This is a genomic window from Prevotella sp. HMSC077E09, from assembly GCF_001814685.1.
GTDB classification, from domain to species: Bacteria; Bacteroidota; Bacteroidia; order Bacteroidales; family Bacteroidaceae; genus Prevotella; species Prevotella oris.
Genome location: NZ_KV817595.1, coordinates 100,862 through 123,652, shown reverse-complemented (window position 1 = coordinate 123,652; position 22,791 = coordinate 100,862). Strand labels below are relative to the sequence as shown.

Here is a 22,791-nt window from a genome sequence, read left to right as displayed (position 1 = left end):
TTTGTGTATCAGTTCTTCGGTAATTTGGCAATAGAAGCCTTTATAATCTTAATGGTACTTTTATCGGTCGAAAACACCGAATTCAACCCTTGTGCTTCTTGTGCGGGATCACCTGTATAGTCATCACCAGGTTGCCATTGTTCGTGTTTAGGTCGCGCTTTACCGCCCCATCCCCAGAAATTGCAACCTGCAAAGTATCCTTTTTGGGCTGCATCTGCTATTAAGAGTGAAAATACATAGCTGTAATATGCATCACGGGCTGTGGTAGGTGCTTTCTTTGAGAAAGCAAAACCGTCTCGTGGATATCCGAATTCTTCCATCACCAAAGGTTTATTCAGTTTGGTACAGATAGACAAATGACTATCTATATACTCCTTGGTTTTGTCTTTGGCACGCTGTAGATTTTGTGACAAAGAGTCTTTCTTGGCCCAACTCCAGTTGTAAGGCCAAACATGTATGTTGCAATAGTCTATGTTGGGATCAGCACAAATCCGTTTCCATGAATCGTAATTACCTTCACAACCAAATGCACCTTCAGACCCGACACTCACTAAATGCCGTTTATCAATGCTTTTCATCAAAGCTGCAGCCTTGGCTATCCAGCCTTCGAATGCCGGAAGAACTGATTTATCGAAAGCCCGAGGTTCGTTGCCTATCTGCCATGACATAATGGCAGGATCATCCAGATAGCGTTTACCTGTATAGCGATTGGTACGGTTAAGAATGAAACTAAGATGATTAAAGAACAGCTGTTGCGCCTTTTGATTGGTGGCAAATTGCGAAGCATACTTGACATAGGCAGCATATCCTGCTTCATTGGGCTGCACTGCCTTGCCTGCCCCCACGTTCTCAAGATAGAAGCCATAGCCCCCACTCCACTCCCATGAGTTATTAAGGTAGAGCACGGCAACCATTCCACGCTGTTGAAGCTGTTGCATCAGATAGTCAAGTCCGTCAAGTATGGTGTCATTATATACACCTGGTGATGTCTGAAGCACTGGTTTTACTTTCCATTTCGTTCCCTCTTCGCCATCACTACCTACAAGAATGCGTAGATTATTGATGCCTAAGCGTTTCATTTCATCCAACTCACGCTTCAGTCTCTTCCTGTTTCCACCCTCACCTTTTGATCCAAGAATGGCTCCATACCAGTAGTTGGCACCGATGAAAGTATAAGGTTTCCCATTCCGATAGAGTCTTCCGTTTTCTACGGTGACAAAAGATTGGGCCTTAGAGACAGCAACACAAGAAAGAAGCAGTCCCAAAATATAATATCGAATCTTATTCATAGTTTTTATCTTTCATTTTTCTAATCCTAATTGTTGAGTCACCCAGTTTTGCCATTCATCCCACTGTTCTTGAAACCAGAAGTGACCTGTGGCTGGATACAGCCTTAAGGTTCGTGCTCCTTTGGTTACATTATAGGTGGCATATGAACTGTTAGGTGGCACAACTTCATCATTATATCCGAATGAAAACCAACTGGGAACAGTTAAACGACGGGCAAAATTCACTCCATCGAAATAGCCGCTTACTGCCACTTTCTTGCTGTCGGGTTGCTTTTGGCCATAGAAATAGTGCGGCCATCCACAGGCTTTGCCATGTAAAGAAGCTGTATGATCACACATAGCTGCATGGACAGCACCCACAAATGTAACTTTAGGATGTAGTGCACCACACACCAATGACAGCATTCCTCCTTGACTTGATCCCGTCACACCGAGCTGTTTGCCATTCCATTCAGGCAGTTGTGCAAGATAATCCACGGCTCGTAATGCACCAATGAATATCCGTTTATAAGGCATTTGGTCGCGATTGTCGAGGTTAGCCTCCCAATATCCGTTCAAAGCTCCATGTAACAAGTCGTCATATACTTGTTGTGGCATCGTTACAGGAATGCCATGCACTCCTATCTCAAGGGTTATCGCACCGCGGTCAGCCAAATAAATGTCACCTTGATAGGGCCTGACGCCCGCTCCAGGTACGCGTAAGAGTGCAGGACGTGGCCCCTTAAACGCGGTTGGAACGCAGAGAATGCCATAAATACGGTTGCCGGGATATAAACCATTGAAGCTCACTTCGTATACTGTCACACGCTCCGTACAGCGTTCCGGCAATAATCTTCGGTGGGCATCAAGCGGATATTGCCTGGCTTCTTTATAGGCCTTCTCCCAGAATTGGTCAAAATCTGTCGGACAATTGTCTGTGGGCTGAAGTGTTTCGGGGGCAAAACCAACCGTGCACAAGCCTTCATAGGTCTTATCACCAACGTGTGCCCGCACTTTCAAACGATAGAAACCTGCGGTGTTCATCTTGGCTTTCCATGTGGCAGTGCCGTCTTTCAGCTCCACATTCATCCGCTTGACATCGGGATACATCACAGGTCCTGCTTCAATATCTACCTTTGCTTTTGGTAATGGACAGCCGTTTTTCAGTACAGCTACAGTAAAGAAAGCTTCTTCTCCCAACTGATAGTTCCAATCTATGTGATTAGGTCTTACCTGCACGGTGATTTCATTGCCACGTATCTGTGCCATGAGCGTTGCCGATAACAACAGGCAAAGCCAAAGAACAAGTGGGCGTTTAAATGTGGATATCATATGTGAAAAGTATTTTTAGTTAGGGTAATATTCATTGGCATTCATCGCAGTAAGCGATATACAACGACATCCTGTGCTGGAACCGTGAGCTTGCGGTCTACTTTCTGCTTGGTAGAAGTTTTCCCCTCCATGCGCCCTGTCCACAAGTTCTTTACTTTATAGACACACTTATCAAAAGCTGTACTGCGTTTACTCACCTCGTCATCTGTGAAATTAAAGTCCTGCCAGTTAAGGTTACATACAATAGGTTTACGCGTGGGATTGAGAATAGTCATAGCCCAATCTCCATTTTCAAGAGGCTTGAACCAATAGTCCAATCCGTCACGACTGAAAAGGTGTAGTCCCTGCACACCAAGCTTATCCTGATCAATAGCAATAAGATCACGATTGGTCAGAATAGCCTTGGTTTCTGCACTCATATGGCGTATGTCGTTACCTAAGATAAGCGGACTTGCCATCATGCACCACATCGTAAAGTGTGCCCGGTCTTGGTTTACGGTGAGTCCATTACCTACTTCCAGCATATCGGGGTCGTTCCAATGCCCCGGACCGGCATAGCGACGAAGGCTGTCATTCTTGTTGATACAATCCAAAACGCTATATTGCACATACGTAGGAAATACACGTGTGGAGTCAAAAGAGCACCAAATGTCGGGACCAATGCGCCATGAGTTTCCTATATCTCTGGCCCAACGCCAAGGTTGATTATCGCCCCACTCACACATGGAGAAAAAGATTGGACGACCAGAAGCACGCAAAGCATCACTCATCAGCTGATAAGCACCGCGAGGATTGATGTTTACAGTGTTGCACCAGTCATATTTTAAGTAATCAACATCCCAGCGGGCATATTGCAGCGCATCTTGATATTCGTGCCCTAATGACCCGGGACGGCCCGCACAGGTCTCTGTTCCGGCATCACTGTAAATGCCCAACTTCAATCCACGGGCATGGATGTAATCGGCCAAAGCCTTTATTCCATGGGGAAAATGCTTCGGATCAGCCTGGATAAAACCATTGGCATCGCGCTTACCATGCCAGCAATCGTCCATGTTTATATAAATATAACCGGCATCACGCAACCCACTCGACACCATAGCATCAGCAATACCCTTGATGATGTCTTCATCAATGTTGCCCTGAAACTTATTCCATGAGTTCCAACCCATTTGTGGTGTCTGTGACAGTTCTTCCCATTTTTGGGCTTTTGTTGCCAAGGAAAACAATGCGAATAACAGTAAGGTAATGGCGTACTTTTTGTTCATGTTAGTTTATTCGATTTTTAGTTCTTAGATAATCACAATGCAAAGATAAGACTTAAATATGTAAACTTCAAATACTATATTGACAAAAATCGACACTTTTATGGGCATATGAGGAAATCGATTGCCCATACTTGCAGGTTCTTGACATAGACTTCTCCGTGCAATGAATATGATTAGCCTTGAAAGTCAGAGGCGTGATGCAGAAGCTATTACAATCGATTCGAAAGATGTTTTTATTCAACTTTCATTCTATTGGAAATCAATATATTACATAAAATCTATTAAAGCATAAGATAACATCAAGTAAGACCATGTTCTAACTCCTATCGAAACACGTTGTAATCTGCGTCAAGTTACGTTGCAATCTGACACAGAACAGCGTGTAACTTGTGTCAGATTACAAGGTAAACTGCATCAAGTTACGCACAGGATTTTGGCATGTGGTAAAATCATATCCATTTCTTTGATTTATCTTTTCCATTTTATAGTGCACTCCCATGGGCTAATCTGTCTTGAAAGGCAACAATGGCAGCCCAGCCTGGTTCTTCACATTTCCCAATTGGAAGTTATGATAACAATAGCGTACGGCAACAGGATGCGCGACATTGGGCGAAGTGAGCAGGAATATGCTGTTGTGAATGTATTGGGCATGCGCAGGATAATAGACTTTATCCTGACCTGCAATCTCGAAGCCTTCATAAGAAGTTACGGGGACAATGCCATTGTAAGTATCTTTCAGATGTACGAAACAACTGTCTCTGCGCATTTCCAACTTCTCGAAACTCGGACTGCGATAGAAGATTTGGTCAAACCCATAGTCGCGTGCAGCGGCTGTCATTGCCAATCGTTCTCCAATCTGTCGTTTCTGACAGGGATGTATCTGCTCCGCCTCTACGGGATAAACCAAATCGTTTGTGCCTATAAGAACAGCATTACCGACGCTTTCTGCCACAGTCTGTTGCTGCATGCGTATAGATGCAGCAGCTGTATCGAGGGCATTACCGTAACTATATGGTGCTATTTCTACAAAATAGAAAGGTAGGTTGGGAACTTTGAAATCACTGCGCCACTGGCTGATGAGTCGGCTGAGACGCTCTGCATAAGTGTTCGGATTGTGGTCGACATTGCTGCATCCCTGATAGTAAATAATGCCGCGTATGGAATAGTTGAGAATGGGATGAAACGTTCCATTGCCCCAAAGCAAGGGGCGCAGCCAGTCTGTCGGATATCTTTTAGCGATTTCTGCAGAGTCTACAGTCTCGTTGGTATAACGTTTCAGATTATCTTCGTTCAACCAACTCTCAACCATAGTTCCACCCTTATTGGCAAGGATGAGCCCAATGGGAACATCAATCATTTCATGCAGGCGGCGACCAAAGAAATAACCAACCGCACTGCAATAATTAGCAGTGTTGGCATTCATTACTTCCCAATGACAGACTGCATCGTCCTTCGGTGTTGCACTCATCACAGCAGGTATCTTCACATAACGCATTCCACGTATGCGCCCGGCATCAGCAATGGCATCTTGATAACCTTCTACGGGGCACTCATAGAAACCTTGCAGGGGCATTTCCATGTTGCTCTGCCCGGCACAGACCCACACTTCTCCGGCAAGAATGCCATGCAGGGTTACGGCTTCTCCATCACTGAAGGTGATGCTGAGTGGCGTGTAACTTCCTTTAGGAGTACGGATGCGAAGGCTCCATCTACCCTCCTTGTCAGCCACAGTCGTATGACTTGGTCCCCAGGATGGTTTGATGATAACGCGTGTTTTTGGGGTAGCCCATCCCCATAACCGTGCATCTGCCTGTTGCTGCAATACCATGTTATCGTAAAGTATGTGAGGTAATCGGATTTTTGCAGACGCAGGCAAACAAAGGAAAGAGAGGAAAAACAAGATGAGATAATAGAACTTCTTCATGCGTTTTGATGCGTTTTTAGGAATAAGATAAAAAGTTGAAAACTACAAAATCCCCCTCTCGATGAGAGAGGAGGAATAGCATTGTTTATCTTGTGATGACATATTCGGACTTCATTGCTGCTTTCCACCAGTCATCAGTGGCATGCGTACTGCCATACCAAGGCATGAACCAACTCCATTTCGCATCGCTGTTCCATTGCGTTGGAACGTCAGAAACGGTGCCGCATTCAGTAAGTGAAATCATCTTGGTTGGATAACGATAAGCCAAGGTGTTGAAGCGATCGGCCATAGCTGCGGCAGAAACCGCTGTCCCGTCTTGCCCATACATATCCGTACCGATGATATCTACATAGTCATCGCCTGGATACCAGTCGCTGTCGGCTTTCTCGGAAGTCCATACCCAAATGAGATTATTGATGCCTTTTGCTTTGAAATAGTCATACATAAAGTGCCATAGTTTCACGTAGGAAGCGGCAGAACCATTCCCCCACCAGAACCATTTGCCTGCTGCTTCATGGAGAGGACGCCAGAGAACAGGAATGTTTGCTTGCTGCAATTGCTGCAGATAAGGCACTATCTTCTCCAAGTCTGACTTCATAAATCGGTTGGCCCATGTGCCATCTGTAACCGCATCGTCAAGTGTGAACTCGTTCTTTGCTGCTTTGAAATCGTATTTAACGCTCCCCGTAGTCTCGACAGTAACGCCTGTAACCGTATAGTCATGACCTCCAATAATCAGTCCGTTGGCCCGCATTTCAGTAAGTGTGGTTTGGTCGAGTGTCATGGAATAGCTGTTGCCACTAATGCTGAAGTAGTCCCAGTTCTTGCCGTTCTCATCTACAAAACCTGCCCAACTGCTGTTCTTTATGGAGCCTTGGGCACCTGCTTTCACGTCAGAGATTTTCACAACTAATTTACTTCCGATAGATGCTTTGGCCAATATGTCTTTCGTTGCTTGGGTAGTAAGCTGTATGTTGCCACTCCAGTCACTTGGCATCACCTTGTCCGGGCCACTGTAAAGTACTACAGGTACGGAGGATGTATACGGATTAGAAGTAGGAACATTCCAGTGCCAGCTGATCGTAACTATGCCACCTGCATTGTGCCATGACTGTACAGGAGAGATGTTGGAATAGTCTATCCACCCGCCAGAGGTGCTTGATTGCAAGTGAATATAATCGTATCCGTTGATAGCCGGATATTTACCTGTGAGCTGATATACTTTCTCTGCATTCTCATTATTCCATGCAACATTGGCCATTGTCGCAGAGAATATCTTCTTGCCATAGTTGTTTACCAACTTTTGGTAGAGTGCTTTGGTTTCCGCAGTTGCATCTGCATTGACGGGAGAAGTGGCTATCTTCTGACTCTGTGCCACGAGAGTTGCTTTGACCATGGGGGCTGCTACACGGTTGGGACCGGTTACTACGCCTTCCGGGATAACGAGTTCATAGCTTTTGTCCCGACTGATATTGGCCATGATGAGCAACTGCTTGGATGAGCCGATTACATTGGCACTGACAACAGGTGAGCCGTTAAGTGTGATTTTACTGTAGTCAGCTGAAGAGAAGAATACATTCTTGTCGTAGGTGACAATAATGGAATCTAAGCCCGCCTTGATATTAGTCTGTGGAGATACACTGACAAATCCGGGGGCATCTACGTCTGCAATATAGTGTTCAACGCTGTCACTGCATGCTGCAGCTGCAAACGAAAGCAGCGTGAATGCTGCGATATGAAGTTTATTTGTGAGCATAGTTTCTTTTGTTTTTAGGATTAAAAAGAATACGGAGGTAAGCCTGTAAAAGTAAGTGTAAGGACTCAAGACTAAGACATTGCTTTCTGATGAAGAAGTATCGGCATGGTCTTGACTCCTTTACACTTGTCATCACTTCTACTTCATTGGCACTACCCTCACATTGTCAATATCTAATTCAGGAGTACAGTCTGTTCCTTCCACACCTCCGTTCCAAAGGAAGAGTGTGAAACCTGTCATGCTATTTTTTGTAATGGTCTTGCCTGCTGACTGTCCTTCATGCGTCTTGTTGAAAGCTGAGAGAGGGATTGTGACTGTAATCCATTCATTTCCTGTATTGAACGAACCTGTTGATTGCCATGGCAACCACAATCCACGGGCGATGTCAGTACTATTATAATACTGATTGTTTGCTGTCAAAGAGGTCACATCTTGATTGCCTGTGAAGATGAGTTGAAGGGCAGAAGCACTCCACGGAGAGGTTTCGGGTACACGACACTCGAATTTCAATGCCATGTCATTGATTTCACAAGTATCAAGCATATTGGCGAAACTTGAGATAGACGAGAGTTCAGGATATCCGGCAGAAGGTTCAGGCCAGTAGTTCATGCCAAAGTCGTCTTCGTCCCATGTAGCACCAACCTTACCTAACATCGTTGCACCACCAAGGTAGAGATAGCTTCCATCGATGCCCCCAGTACGTATGCGTCCGGGGCGCCATCCATGTCCGCTGACCAGTCCTCCGTGTGAACCATCGAAGTCAAACAGAATATTTCGTGTGTCTTTATATACGAACTGAGATTTACTCTTGCCGTATACGGTTTCCACATACACTCTTCCGGGCTGTGCACCTGAAGGTACTGTGAAAGTGATACTGTTTTTATTGATTGACTTAATCTTGGTTACCGCCAATTCACCATCATTGAATTTAACCTGTAAAGGTTTGTAGGGATCCTGAATGAAGTAGTCACCAGTAATGGTTACATCTTCACCGGCAGCTGCATATTCACAGCTCATCGCAGACACTGTAGGTGGAGGAACTATGACATGAAAATCATAAGTAGTGGTATCACCGTCGCCATTGATCATATAAATCTTGTCAGTTACGGCGGAAGGTATATTCTTCGGGATGTCCACTACTAATGTATTATCAGTGATAAAACTGGTGTTGAGCACTGCTTGCTGGTCATTAAAAAGCATCTTGCGAATGCTGCGGAGATTTTTTCCAACAAGACAAATGGTAGTTTGCAGATAACTTTTCGTGATGACAGAGTCTGCACTCTCAGGGAGTCGGACGTATTGTATCTCAGGACTTCCGGTCGTTGATTTATATTCGTCGGGCTGATCCTTACATGAGGTCAATCCTATTGTGGCTGCACCTAACATAGAAATCAGCGTGAGACATATATTTTTAGAACATTTCATTTGCTTCTGTTTTAGAAAGTTTGGAACTAATAGGAATATGTTGAGCGTACATCAACATGCACAGGGGTTTTCTGTAAATTGCCATTGAACACCACATCTTGACTCGGGAACGGCAGAGTAAAACTTTGTTCTGAGACATTAGGAGCCTGTGTTTCTGAGGCGTAGTGCATTGTAGATGTATCTACATTCCAGGAATTACTCTCATAATAGTTTTTATAGAGGGTATTAAGACCATAATAGGCACCCCTTTTCTGCTGCTTAAGTTCATTGATGCTTCCAGACATATCATAATAGCTGCGACGCACAAAATCGTACCAACGATCGCCTTCTATGGCCAATTCCAATCGACGTTCTTTCCAGACATCCTCCCAAGTAATGCTTGTGGGCCGTGTAGCAGACTTGATGGCACGGCTGCGCACTTTGTAATAGGCATCGATTGCATTGGCATCAGTGGTACTTCCGTTATTACCAATGACCGCTTCTGCATAGATAAGATAGACGTCAGACAATCGCAATACAGGTGTAGCAAGGCTACTGTGCATGTTTGAAGCAGAAATTCCGTCTACAGCATACGTCTTATGATCGTATGCATCGCCGTAAAGATGCTTCGCACAATTGCTTCCTGTAGCACTTTGCAGCGTTCCTGGCCCTCCTGAACCATAACCGTTACTGTCGTAAATGAATTGTAAGAAGTTAAATCCTTTACGCCCGCGCTTGTCTGTTTTGTCTGTCCAGAAATACTCGTAGAAGTCACCAGCCATCATCATTGTTGCTTTGCGACGTGCATCTACATCCGTTCTTGTTGCCGGATCTTCCAATGGTGATACGCCAAAAGCCTCCTGCAAGTCTGCTGATGGACCGTTATAGCCACCCCAACAATCACCAAATTCATCGAATCCCTGCATGGCGAGATCACTCTGAAGTGTGTTCTGTACTGTCCATATACTGGTATCTGCTGTCCACAACCATGAGAAAAGACATTCTTCATTGAGGGCATTCTGCAATCTGAACACATCAGAATAGTTCGCCATCAGTTTGCGCCCACTGTTATCTATCACGTCTTTGGCATATGAGGCAGCCTTTTTCAGGTCATCAGTATTACGTTGTCCATGTCCATTAGCATTCACCCCACTTTTGTAGAGATATACTTTGGCAAGCAAACCTTCGGCAGCATAATAGTCTATACGCCCCGGATTGCCTTTGCGTGGCAGCAGTTCCATCGCCTTTTCCAAAGTCATGATGATGTATTCATATATGTCAGATTTCTGTACTCGGCTTACATTGCTGTATGAACCGTCTGCAAGCATTGTTGAGTTATCGTGAACGATTGGCACATCACCAAATGAACGTACAAGGAAAAAGTAGGCCATAGCCTTCCATGCAAGGCATTCGCCCATACATTGGTTCTTCACTTTTTTTGAAGCTTCAGCTGCTTTAAGGTTGTTGTAAACAGTGTTGGCGTGCCCTATGACAGCCCAAAGCGAATTAGACATGTTCACAAGGTCTTCGTCTGTACTGTTCACAGTGAGTGTCATATAGGGACTTGAGCCCCAATAGTAGTTGCCAGACATTACTTCACCCACCTTGATAAAACCTCTCTGAAAGTCATACCAAGGAGAATTATATAGATAATTGACGCCCTGTACACATTGACTATCATCTTTATAGAAAGTTCCTGCATTATAGGAATCTTCTGCCGGTCGGTCTAAGAAATCATTACACGATGATGTAATAAGCGCACCTGTTGTCAAGGCAAAAGCCATATATAAATATTTTATATGTTTCATTGTAAAAAAGATTTTATGTTAGAAAGTGAGGTTCAAACCAAATGAATAGGTTGTTGGCGAGGGATAGCGACCGTTATCCACCCCGTAAGTATAACCGTTGATATCGGCTGTACTTGCACCTATCTCGGGATCATAACCGTCATAGCCTGTTATGGTGAACAGATTTTGAATGTTCATGTATACACGGACATTCTCTAACCCCCACTTAGAAATCCATTTCTTTGGCATTGTATAGCCCAATGCAATATTTTTCAAACGGAGATATGAGCCGTCTTCTATATAGCGATCGCTAATCACATCGTTATCATTGGGGTCTGTAATAGTGGCACGAGGGATGGTTGTGCCAGGGTTAGCCACGCGTACATTGCTCGCATCTGTATACCAATAGCTACCTGCAGCATAGGTTTTCGATGGGTCAATAGGCTCCAATCGAGCACGTCCTGTAACATCTTTCAGCTGATTACTCCATAGTGTATTCATATGGGTGAGCTTCATCTTCATATAGTTGTACACTTTGTTGCCATATGTTCCATTTACAAAAACATTGAGGTCAAAGTTCTTGTAACGGAAAGTATTCGTCCAACCAAAGGTGAATTTAGGCATAGGTGAACCAATGTTGGTCTTATCATAGTCATCAATAATTCCATCTGGCTTACCGTCTGGGCCGCTGATATCTTTGAATTTCAAATCACCAATCCAAGGTGTGGTATTGCGATCAAAACTCTTTCCGTCAGCAGGATATTTCGAAGTCTTGGGCGAGGTTTCAAGATCTGCTAAGTCTTTATACACGCCATCGGTCACAAATCCATAGAAACTATAGAGAGATTCGCCTACATTCGACACGCTGATCACATCACTCCATTGCCCATATCCTACGATTGCAGCATTCTTCGTACCCGAAAGAGCAACCAACTTGTTTTTGTTCCACGAAATCTGGAATTCAGAATCCCACTGAAAACGACCTGTCAGAGGATGCGTATTCACTGTAAGTTCAACACCGGTATTGCGAATTGTACCATAATTACCATAAGGAGGTGCCAGAACTGAAGACACATTACCCGATATTCCCATATAAGAAGGGAGCTGGAGAGGCATGAGCATGTCTTTAGATTCTTTGCGATACCAATCCAAGGTCACGTTTATACGGTCGTTGAAAGCTCCTAAATCGAGTCCCACATTCCACTGTTCCTGACTTTCCCACTTTATGTCAAGGTTGGGAATATTGTCTGGACGGTAAGATTTTCCCAATAAAGTAGGCATGGCTTTCATCAAAGTTCCCCATTTGTAAGAGCCAATAGCCGAGTTACCAGTCTGTCCCCAACCTGCTCTTAACTTACCATTGGTGACATACTTGCTAAGGAAACTCTTCTGAAAAAAGGTTTCGTTGGTAAAACGCCACGATGCAGCAAACGAGTGGAAACCGGCCCATCGCTTGTTCGGCCCAAAGTTGGAACTTCCATCATAACGGTAAGTGTATGTTGCATTATAGCGATCATTGAAAGCATAAGTCAAGCGGGTAAAGACCGAAGCCATGGCTGAACTGCCAAAACCCACTTGAATTGCAGGTGTACCTGAACCCAAAGCAGGGTTGTTTACAGTATTTGAAGGCAGATTAGTATTCTCTGTTCGGTTGTTATCATATTTGCTTTCCCACATCTCCTGACCTATCATTGCCGTGAAACTATGCTTACCAATCGTATTGGAATAAGTGATATAGTTTTTCAATTGCCAGAAAGTTCCGGTTCCTTTTTGCACAGAAGCACTATTGATACTACGCTTCCAACTTCCCAAATCGACAGTAGGGAGGAAACGGTTACCTCGGTTTGCACTAATATCATAACCTAACTCTGCATGCCACACTAAATTCTTAATAGGGGTAACTTCAAAGAATAAGTTGCCATTCAGTTTACGACGGTCAAGCTTGATTTGGTTCAGCATGGCCATTGCTATAGGGTTTGGATTGGTGAAACCTTCTTTTGAAACAGATGAATAACCGCCGTCTATATTATAAATAGGTATATCTGGTGGTGTTGTAAGCGAATAGTTGATGATACCAGCATCGCTGTCTGCAAGTTTCAAATCATCATGTGTATTTGAGAAGTTGGCGCTAAGTCCTAATTTCAACCATGATTTCAACTTTGCATCCAAATTCACACGCATGCCTAAACGGTCGAATTTGCTGCCAATAATCGTACCCTCTTGCTTCATATAATTGGCCGAAACATAGTACTGCACCTTGTCCGATCCACCTTGGGCAGCAATCTGATGTGAATGCTGGAATGCTGTTCTGAAAATCGCATCCTGCCAGTTTGTTCCTTTTCCTAATATGGAAGGGTCTGAATAGTGTTTGTCAGCATCAGCCGCATTGATTTGACCTGTCGTCACAAAATCATTATAATAGTCTGCAAATTCACGCAAATCCATAATGTCTAAGCGTCGGTTTTGCCGGCTCCAAGCCATCATTCCATCATAAGTAAACTTTGCTTCACCGGCCTTTCCACGTCGTGTAGTAATCAACACCACACCATTTGCGCCTTGCGCACCATAGATTGCCGTGGCAGAAGCATCTTTCAAGATCTCCATTGAGACGATATCATTAGGATTAATGGTTGAAAGTGGTGAGATTGTAGATACCTTTCCATTACCCAGAGCATCTCCAAGACCATACGACGCGCCACTTGCTCCACTGCTTTGTATAATCACTCCGTCGATGACATAAAGTGGTTCGGCATTGGCATTGATAGTGGCCTGGCCGCGCACACGTATGCTTGATGATGTACCTGGGGCGCCAGAAGTACTGATAGCAGTAACACCTGCCGCACGTCCTTGCAGCGTCTGATCAAGCGATGTAACGATAGAACCGCGTAGTTTCTTTTCATCCATGGTGACAGATGCACCGGAAACATCGCTTTTCTTCATGGAACCATAACCTACAACAACAACTTCGTTGAGTGTAGCATTGTCTTCTGTCAGCGTGATTGAATAAGAAGTCTGACCTGTAATCTTTACTTCTTTAGGAGTATAGCCAATATAAGATACTTCAATAGTGCTTCCCTGTGGCACTGAGAGCGTGAAGTTTCCATCAAGATCTGTAATGGTAGCATTGTTCGTACCTTTCTGTTTGACAGTAGCTCCGATAATAGTTTCCTTGCCATCAGTAACTTTTCCGGTAATCTTTTTGGCCTGTTGTGTAATGGCATACACGGCATTTCCACCGGCAGCACATACTTGTGGTGAATGTCCAAGCATCGTCAGTGTCAGACATCCAATAAACAATGTAGTTTTACTGTTATTTATATCCATAGATGTTAGGATTAGATTGTTTGATATCTCCTATTGTCAATCTCCGAAATTTACAGCTTCCGGCAATCTGTTTGCTATTGGTTTAATGCTTATAGGAAGGCAAAACTCACTCTTCCTCAGGTATTTTCATCTTCTGTTTAGGTATAATTCCCGATAACAGATGTAACGAGAATTAATTCGGTGCAAAGATAATCATTATTCCGAAAAACAATTGATGTTATTTTACTGTTTACTAATACTATATTGATAAACTGCACTTTAAAGCTATTTTTGCATAAAGTAAGAACCCCAAATTAACATTTAAGAGACCTTATATCATGCATGACAGACAGTCTTAACTATGGCAACTATAACTGTATTGTCTTGGATATCAGCAGGAAAACAATAGGACGGCAACTGTCATTATATCGTATTGTCTTGAATGTAATATGTAAACAGATTACTTGTAGATTACAAAAATTTCTTTTCTTGAATGGAGATAATTTTGAAGTACAGTCTTTATTCCAATCATCCGATTTATGACAGATATCTTGTTAGAAGCATATTATATTGCTAAGCATATGGTATTTAATATAAAGCAGGAAAAGGAAGACATCCAAAAAGTTGCCATCCTCTCCTGCTTTCCTGTCATTAAGGCTTTTCTTCTGTGGTTTAATCTTTAAGAATTGCTTTCCATTCAGCGTATGCATTCAGGTATTCATCGCGCTTTTTCTCATCAGGTTCGATAACAGCAAGCTTCTTCAATGTTGCAAAAGCCTCGTTATTATCTTTGTAGATACCGGCGCCGATACCGGCACCCTTGGCTGCACCTACGCTGCCGTCTGTCTCATACAATTCGATGGTTGCACCACTGACACCAGCCAAAGTGTCTCTGAACAACGGACTGAGGAACATGTTTGCTCTTCCGGCATGTATCTTATTCAATTCCATTCCCATGTTCTGCATGATTTCCATGCCATAGCAGAAACTGAACACTATACCTTCCTGTGCAGCCCTAACCAAATGAGCTTGGTTGTGATTATTGAAGTTCAGACCATGCACTGAGCAACCAACTTCACGGTTTTCAAGCACGCGTTCCGCCCCATTTCCAAATGGGATAATCTTCACTCCCTCACTACCAATCGGCACTCCTGCTGCCATATCATTCATTTCTGCATAGCCCATATTCGGTGTTATATTACGATGCACCCACGCATTCAATATACCTGTGCCATTGATGCAAAGCAAAACACCCAACCGATCAAGCTCCGTGGTATAGTTGGCATGGGCAAAGGTGTTGACACGACTCTTCGTATCATAGTTCACATCACCTAAAACGCCATATACAACCCCCGAAGTTCCCGCTGTACTCGCAATTTCTCCGGGGTTAAACACGTTCAGACTGACGGCGTTGTTAGGCTGATCTCCGGCACGATAGCTGATTGGCGTGCCTTCTTTCAGTCCCAACTCCACAGCTGCCTCCTTGGAAACCACACTTTGGATTGCAAATGTTGGAACGATATCTGCCAGCATGTTTTCGTCAAATCCAAAATAGTCTAACAGGAATTTTGCAGGTTTCTTGGTCTTGAAGTCCCACAGCATACCTTCAGACAGCCCACTGATTGTTGTCTTTACTTCGCCACTCAATTTCATGGCAATATAGTCTCCGGGCAGCATAATCTTGTCTATACGGTCAAAAAGTGCAGGTTCATTCTCTTTCACCCAAGCTAATTTTGCTGCTGTAAAGTTACCGGGAGAGTTCAGTAAATGACCTAAACACAACTCTGCACCTAAGTCCCTGAAAGCACGTTCGCCATAGGGAACCGCACGAGAATCGCACCAAATGATGCTCGGACGCAGCACTTTATGTGCTTTGTCTACGCAAACAAGGCCATGCATCTGATAGGAAATGCCGATTGCCAGAATGTCTTCACCCTTTGCTCCGGTTTCGTTCATGACCTTTTTCAACGAGAGTTTTGCATTCTCCCACCACATCTGCGGATCCTGTTCGGCCCATCCTGCCTTGACAGCCATGATAGGTGCTTCTTTTTCCGGATAGAAAGCAGAAGATGCAATCTCGCCACTTTCCACGTCAACCAATGATGCCTTGACAGAACTACTGCCCACATCAAACCCCAACAAATATCTTCTGTTCATAGTTGTAAACCTGATTTATTTCTTATTCTATATTATATATTACGAATGAAACATAACATTCCCCCTACTCTTCCATAGGAAAAAATTAAAAACTCGGGTCAGAACACGTCTGCCCGAGCTATCATCCTCGCATGGATGAATTTATGGTTGTGTGTTTTCAAATGCTGTCTTATCTCTGTTCTGTACTGGAAAAGACTGCCCAACTGTGCGAAAGTATATCTCTTTCCCGTTGTTGCACTTTGCACATACACCAAGGAGTATAGTCAGAATTAATTCTTCTTCATGCGTGCAATCAATCATAATTTTGATGCAAAGTTAATGTTCTTCCGAATACTGGGAAATACTAATTTATGATGATTTGCAACATTCTGTCTCCTCCCTTGCATCATAGGGTTAAATCAGAGGAGTGTAGAAACAATGCTACAACAAAGACTTTTTATAGAAACAAATATCATACTGACTTTCAAACACTTACAAGTCAGCTTCTGATTTGCGTCATATGACCGTGTCATCTGCATGAGATTACGCAGTCATCTGCATCAAATGACAAGGTAATCTGACGCAGATTGAAAACTTGTTTGCTGCATGTTTGAAATCAACTGTTCCATGCACCGCAGTGAGGACAACGTCCTTTACGACGCAAGGCATGCCCGCAGTTGCCGCAAACAAAGAGAGTGCGGTTCTTGGTGGCATAGCGATACAGGGCGAAATAGACATAGGCGACCAACAGCAGATAGCCGATGTAATAGAGCGAGAGGATGCTGAAAATGATATAGTCCACCGCACACACGCCTATCAGTCCGCAGATATAGAGCACTGCCTCGCCTGCAGGGAGTTTATGGAATGTGTCGTCTATGGCTGCAATTCCTACGATGAGCATGGCCCATACAGAAGACAGGAAGACAGAAAGCAGGGGTGGAACCGAACAGGGATTAAGCGTAGGGTGGAAATAGAAATGTCGCCACACATCGGGGGCAAAGTTCTGTATGCTGGCATAGAAAGTCGCTGCAGAAGCCACAATGATAGCCAACAGTGTTGGATAGAACGAGTCTATATCGCGGAAATGCACCAAATGGGCATTCTTGCGCATGAGTTTTCGAGTGACATAGCCCGTGAAAATCAAGACAACAATAACCAATGATATCAGCAGGTGAATATCAGAGAAGGTAGAGATAAACTGTGAAATCGGGTCATCGGGTACCACTTTGGACAACAACACCGACTCTCGCTGCCAGCCAAAGGTGTGCTGATCGCGTGCCACCTGTATCCAGACAGAGTCTATCGAGTCAGAGGGTATCGTGCGAATATCGGCCACAACAAGGTGATTATGCTTGTAGACATAGATTGTATCCGTAGGTAAAAGGGCCGAAACCTCCTCGGGTTGCTGGCGAATGAGTGGCATGGAATCGGCCTTTACAATGAAGTTGTAGTTGTTGGTATAATGGTGCTTGGCCTGAAAAGACAGTGAGTCTATCTGCTTTGCACTATAGGTGACCATGGCATCATGTGTCTCCGGCTTCTGATGATAACATGAAGTTATCAGCAGGAGCACGGTCAATACACAGATGCTGCTACTGAAAAAATGGCGGATATGCTTCAAATGGTTCTTCATTGTTGGTGTTATGATTTAGTTTTATGTTTCTGCATAAATGTTCATTTGGCATTCCTTGCAGTTGAATTCCAATCGGAATCGCCTGCCATCCCCCAACCGCAGATAGAGCGGTTCTTTCCAAGTGGGGTGCTTCCCTCCCCTTTTCACACAGTAACCTAAAGCAAAGCGTATGCAATGACGACATTGCATCACCAAAGGGTTGCGCGTGGGTGAAAGTTCAAAGGCAGGCTGAATGTTTTTCAGTCCCTGCGTTTCAAAAAACCTTTTTGAAAGATGATTGGATATATTATAAAGGTAGGGATAGGCCTTGTATGCCTTGGGCATCACCGTTTCTACACCCTCTGTCTTCTTAACCGCCAGCTCTGTTGCAGGTCTCTCTTGCTTTTGCACCAGCTGTTGTTCCAAGGCTTGTATCGCCTTTCGGCGTAACTCGGTAAGCAGACTGGAAGGTATGAAAAGCTTTCCGGCCTTGTCTTCGATTTTGATTTCCTTGCATGCAAAGATCGTGTTGCCTAATTTTTCCAACTGCTTTCTGATATTTTCCTCCTGTGGCTGACGTGCCTCCTGATGGTCAAATATAATGGTTGCTTCGGCTTTCACGCCCATTTCCTTGTTAGAAACATGGAGAGTAAAACCGTCATCCGTGGTCTGAAAGGTCATTTCTACCTGCAACTTGCGCCTTGCCGTCACGCCTGAAAGCAGATGAGAGAAGGCCACATCATTGTTGCGGTAGAGTCCCATTCCCGGCTTAAGGCGGGCAGGCATCTTCAAAGGAAACAGCCTGTTGCCTACCGCTTTGTTGATGCGAAAGCCCTCAAGCTCATGCTCCTCGTTGATAAAACAGAGGCCATCGCCATTCTCAAATGTTGCAGTTCCCGCCACATTGAATGAGTTGCCACGAACCTCCTTGACCTTTCCGACATATTCTCCCATGGCTTTCGGCGTGTCAAAACAGGCGATATCAGGCTGTCGCCCATTGAGAAAATAAGTTGTGAAACCACGGTTGAAAGTCTTTCTGAGATTGGGTTGGAAATCATATTCCACCTTTCCATGTGAAGCTCGGCAATAGCGGTCGGGGGCTTTCTTGATGACTTCTTCTATCCGTTGGCTATAGGCGCTGACCACATTCTTGACGTATTCAACATCTTTCAGTCGGCCTTCTATCTTGAAAGAGCAGGCACCGCTGTCGGCCAATTCCTCCAAATGGTCAATCTGGCACATATCACGCAGGGAGAGTAAATGGCGCTGATGTTCGATTTCCTGTTGGTTATCATCAAGCAAATCGAATTTCATACGGCAGAATTGTGCGCAGGCTCCACGGTTGGCACTGCGGTTAAAGCAATGTTGGGAAACATAGCATACGCCAGAATAGCTTACACACAAGGCACCATGCACAAAGACTTCAAGATCCATATCGGGTACCTCATGGTGGATTTCTGCAATCTCTCGGGCCGAAAGTTCACGCGCCAAGACAGCCCGTTTGAAACCAATGCCCTGCAACCACCTCACTTTTTCGGCCGTGCGGTTATCGGTTTGAGTCGATGCATGCAACTCCATTTGGAAAGGTTTCTCGTCATCCCATTCTGCAATCAGTTCCAAAATACCCATGTCCTGCACCAATAAGGCATCGACACCACAGGCATTAAGCGCTTTCAGAAGCTGTTTTGTATCGGCTAATTCCTCCTCATAGAGAATGGTATTCACCGTGACATAGACACGTGCGCCATACTGATGTGCATAGTCACACAGCTGGTGTATATCCTCAACAGTATTGCCGGCAGCTGCCCGTGCACCGAAGCGTGAGGCACCGATATATACGGCATCAGCACCATGACTGACAGCAGCCATGCCACATTCAAGGTTTTTTGCCGGGGCTAAAAGTTCTAAACTGCGCATTTATTTGATATCCTCAATATTGTAAGGTGTAGTCTGATAAACATAGTAATTTATCCAGTTGTTATAGAACAAGTTGGCATGTGCACGCCAGGAAACCATGGGAGCTTCGGCAGGATTATCGTTCTTGTAGTAGTTCACAGGCTGTTCTACATCATCACGTGTATCCCTATCACGCCTATACTCACGGTCGAGTGTGTCGGGAGCATACTCCAAATGGCCCGTGATAAAGAACTCACGGCCTCCTCGTGCCATGACAATGCTGACACCGCTCTCGGGCGATTCTGCTATGATTTCAAGCTCCGGATGTGCTTCGATGTCCTCTCTGCGCACTTCGGTGTGCCTGCTTTGCGGCATGGTGAAACTGTCATCAAATCCACGAAAGATAGGAAGTGTAGGGGCTAATGTGTGCTGGCGGTAGATGCCAAACATCTTTTTTTTCAGCGGATACTTTGGTATTCCGTAGAAATGATACAGTCCGGCCATGGCTCCCCAGCATAGATACATCGTACTTGTGACGTGAGTGCGGGCCCAATTGAAGATATTCTGTATTTCCGACCAATACTCCACATCTTCATAGTCCATGGTTTCAATCGGTGCACCGGTAATGATCATGCCGTCGAATTTCTGTTTGGAAAGCTCATTGAAGTCCTTATAGAACATCATCATATGTTCTACAGGCGTATTCTTCGGTGTGTGGCTTTTCAGTTTCATGAAGCAGATGTCTAACTGTAACGGCGTGTTGGAAAGCAGACGCACAAGGTCTGTCTCCGTCGTTATCTTCAACGGCATGAGGTTGAGAATGACGATACGCAAAGGCCTGATTTCCTGGCTGTGCGCACGCGTTTCGTCCATAACAAAGATATTCTCTCTTTTCAGAATATCAATGGCAGGCAGTCTGTCGGGGAGTCTTAACGGCATTTTCGTCTCAAAATATTAATGATACAAAGGTATGGTTTTTATTTGGAAAAAGAAAAAAGGATGCGGAAATATATTCCCGCATCCCCTTATCCTGTGGATATCTACAGTCTATCTTCGGGTTACCAAAGCTGCAGACGCTCGTTCTCCGGCAAGTACATCTTGTCGCCTTTCTTGATATTCCAAGCCTTATAGAAAGCATTGATATGAGGCAGTGCACCGTTAACGCGCCATTTACCCAATGAGTGTGGGTCACGCTTTACACGGTTGCGGATTTCCTTGTCGGTGATGTTCTGTCCCCAAACACCGGCATAAGCCAAGAAGAAACGCTGTGCAGGTGTGAAACCATCTTTGTCTTTCAAAGGCTTCTTTGCCGTTGCATTCATCAGTGCATTGTAAGCAACCTCAAGACCTCCGTGGTCAGCAAGGTTTTCACCAAGCGTGAATTTACCGTTAGCATGCAAGCCGGGAAGCACCTCAATGCCGTCAAAGAAGTCAGAATAAAGCTTTGCACGCTTGTCAAATCCCTTGGCATCACTGGCAGTCCACCAGTCCTTCATATTGCCGTCTGCATCATACTGGCGCCCCTGATCATCAAATCCGTGAGTCATTTCATGACCGATGACCACACCGATAGCACCATAGTTGAATGCTTCATCGGCCTTCGGATCAAAGAACGGATATTGAAGAATACCTGCCGGGAAGCAGATTTCATTCGTCGTTGGATTGTAGTAGGCATTCACGGTCTGTGGTGTCATGCCCCATTCGTCTCTGTCAACAGGCTTACCTGCCTTGTCTTCTATTTCCTTGTCATGGGCAAACTTGCGGCAAGCCATTACATTCTCGTAGAAACTCTTATGAGGATCAATGGTCAAACGGCTGTAGTCAGTCCATTTGTTGGGATAACCAATCTTCACATAGAAGCGGTCAAGTTTGGCATGTGCATTGGCTTTGGTTGAATCGCTCATCCATGTCTGGGCATCAATACGCTGGCCAAGACTCACTTGGAGGTTCTTAACAAGGTCTGTCATCATCTTTTTGGAAGACTCCGGGAAGTAGCGTTTTGCATAGATACGGCCCAAAGCCTCTCCCATCTGCGCCTGCACTTGATTGGTTGCACGCTTCCAAAGCGGGTAATCTTCCTTGCGGCCACTCATGGTCTTGCCGAAGAAATCAAAGTTTGTCTCGCGGATTTCATCCGTCAGATAGCTTGCACTGCTGCTGATAACGTCCCACTCCATCAAGGCTTTGATTTCATCTGCTGTCTGAAGTGACATGAGTTTATCGAGTCCTGCCATGAAAGAAGGCTGACCAACAATCATCTTCTGTATGTAAGCTGACTTGATACCCTCTGCATTGGCAAGCTGTTCGATAGGAATGTTTGGATAATCTGCCTTCACTTCTTCCAATGTCATCTTGTTGTAATTGGCCTGTGGATTGCGCAATTCTGTCATGCTCTTGGAAATCAAGGCAACAAGAGTTTCCTGGCGGAAAACATCCTTACTGCGCTTCTTGGCCTGTGCTTCTGTAAAACCATACAGGCGGAACATCTGCATGATATAATTCTTGTAGGCATCACGAATAGCTACGGTTGCCGAGTCATTATTGAGGTAATAGTCCTTTTGTCCTAATGTCAGACCGCTCTGATAGATGTTCAGAATGTTGTTCTTTACATCTTTCTCATCAGCTCCAAAGCCTGCAGCATACTGAATGCCATAGCCTTGTGCTGCATATTTCAACTGCAAGGCACGAAGCGCCTTTACGCTCTTGGCGGCCTCAATCTCATCCAACAATCCCTTGACAGGAGCTATACCGTCTTTGTTTCTGCGGTCGACATCAAGGGCTAACTTGTAGAAATCAGAGAGTTTCTGCTCTATTGTTCCCTGCTTGTACTTCTTTTTCTGCAACTCACCAAGAATGGTGTTGATGCGCTTGTTGTTGTCTTCCTGCAACTGATCGAAACTTCCAAAACGGCTATAAGCAGCGGGAAGAGGATTGTTTTTCTGCCATCCACCCGTAGCAAATTGGTAGAAATCGTCCTGTGGACGTACCGAACGATCGAAGTTCTTCTCGTAAAGTCCAGACTGATTTTGGGCTACTCCCATTACAGGAACAGTGGCCATCATCATCAATGGAATGATTTTCTTCATTTTCATGTTTATATATTATTTT

Annotated in this window: 13 protein-coding genes; all 13 read right to left on the bottom strand. The window is 44.6% G+C overall.

The window, feature by feature from the left end; genetic code table 11:
* Window positions 1-8: 8 nt before the first annotated feature.
* Window positions 9-1,289 (bottom strand): glycoside hydrolase 5 family protein, encoded by a 1,281-nt coding sequence (locus HMPREF2983_RS12395; protein WP_070668890.1) that lies wholly within the window; start codon window positions 1,287-1,289, stop codon window positions 9-11.
* Between the two features lie 12 nt (window positions 1,290-1,301).
* Complete coding sequence (locus HMPREF2983_RS12390; RefSeq protein ID WP_070668887.1) at window positions 1,302-2,537, bottom strand: acetylxylan esterase; 1,236 nt, start codon at window positions 2,535-2,537, stop codon at window positions 1,302-1,304.
* A 104-nt stretch (window positions 2,538-2,641) separates the two neighbouring features.
* Complete coding sequence (locus tag HMPREF2983_RS12385) at window positions 2,642-3,865, bottom strand: glycoside hydrolase family 27 protein (protein ID WP_070668884.1); 1,224 nt, start codon at window positions 3,863-3,865, stop codon at window positions 2,642-2,644.
* Between the two features lie 502 nt (window positions 3,866-4,367).
* The gene (locus HMPREF2983_RS12380) at window positions 4,368-5,693 is read right to left on the bottom strand and encodes a sialate O-acetylesterase (protein ID WP_070669008.1); all 1,326 of its coding nucleotides are present in this window, start codon (window positions 5,691-5,693) and stop codon (window positions 4,368-4,370) included.
* A gap of 181 nt (window positions 5,694-5,874) precedes the next feature.
* Complete coding sequence (locus HMPREF2983_RS12375) at window positions 5,875-7,545, bottom strand: glycoside hydrolase family 26 protein (protein WP_070668881.1); 1,671 nt, start codon at window positions 7,543-7,545, stop codon at window positions 5,875-5,877.
* Between the two features lie 138 nt (window positions 7,546-7,683).
* Complete coding sequence (locus HMPREF2983_RS12370) at window positions 7,684-8,970, bottom strand: glycan-binding surface protein (protein ID WP_070668878.1); 1,287 nt, start codon at window positions 8,968-8,970, stop codon at window positions 7,684-7,686.
* Between the two features lie 26 nt (window positions 8,971-8,996).
* Window positions 8,997-10,757 (bottom strand): RagB/SusD family nutrient uptake outer membrane protein, encoded by a 1,761-nt coding sequence (locus tag HMPREF2983_RS12365; protein ID WP_070668876.1) that lies wholly within the window; start codon window positions 10,755-10,757, stop codon window positions 8,997-8,999.
* An 18-nt stretch (window positions 10,758-10,775) separates the two neighbouring features.
* Window positions 10,776-14,060, bottom strand: a complete 3,285-nt coding sequence (locus tag HMPREF2983_RS12360; protein WP_210400387.1) for a SusC/RagA family TonB-linked outer membrane protein — start codon at window positions 14,058-14,060, stop codon at window positions 10,776-10,778.
* A gap of 651 nt (window positions 14,061-14,711) precedes the next feature.
* Complete coding sequence (locus HMPREF2983_RS12355) at window positions 14,712-16,196, bottom strand: xylulokinase (protein ID WP_004370845.1); 1,485 nt, start codon at window positions 16,194-16,196, stop codon at window positions 14,712-14,714.
* 595 nt (window positions 16,197-16,791) lie between these two features.
* A complete protein-coding gene (locus HMPREF2983_RS12350) occupies window positions 16,792-17,808 on the bottom strand; it encodes a beta-carotene 15,15'-monooxygenase (RefSeq protein ID WP_018920173.1) in 1,017 nt (338 codons plus the stop codon).
* Window positions 17,809-17,829: 21 nt separating this feature from the next.
* Window positions 17,830-19,704, bottom strand: coding sequence for a peptidase U32 family protein (locus tag HMPREF2983_RS12345; protein ID WP_070668871.1), 1,875 nt, complete (start codon window positions 19,702-19,704; stop codon window positions 17,830-17,832).
* Entirely contained in the window at window positions 19,705-20,622 is a 918-nt protein-coding gene (gene metA / locus HMPREF2983_RS12340; RefSeq protein ID WP_070668868.1) for a homoserine O-acetyltransferase MetA, read from the bottom strand.
* A 119-nt stretch (window positions 20,623-20,741) separates the two neighbouring features.
* Window positions 20,742-22,775 carry a M13 family metallopeptidase gene (locus HMPREF2983_RS12335; RefSeq protein ID WP_070668864.1) on the bottom strand — a complete coding sequence of 678 codons (2,034 nt, stop codon included), beginning with the start codon at window positions 22,773-22,775 and terminating at the stop codon, window positions 20,742-20,744.
* Window positions 22,776-22,791: the final 16 nt, after the last annotated feature.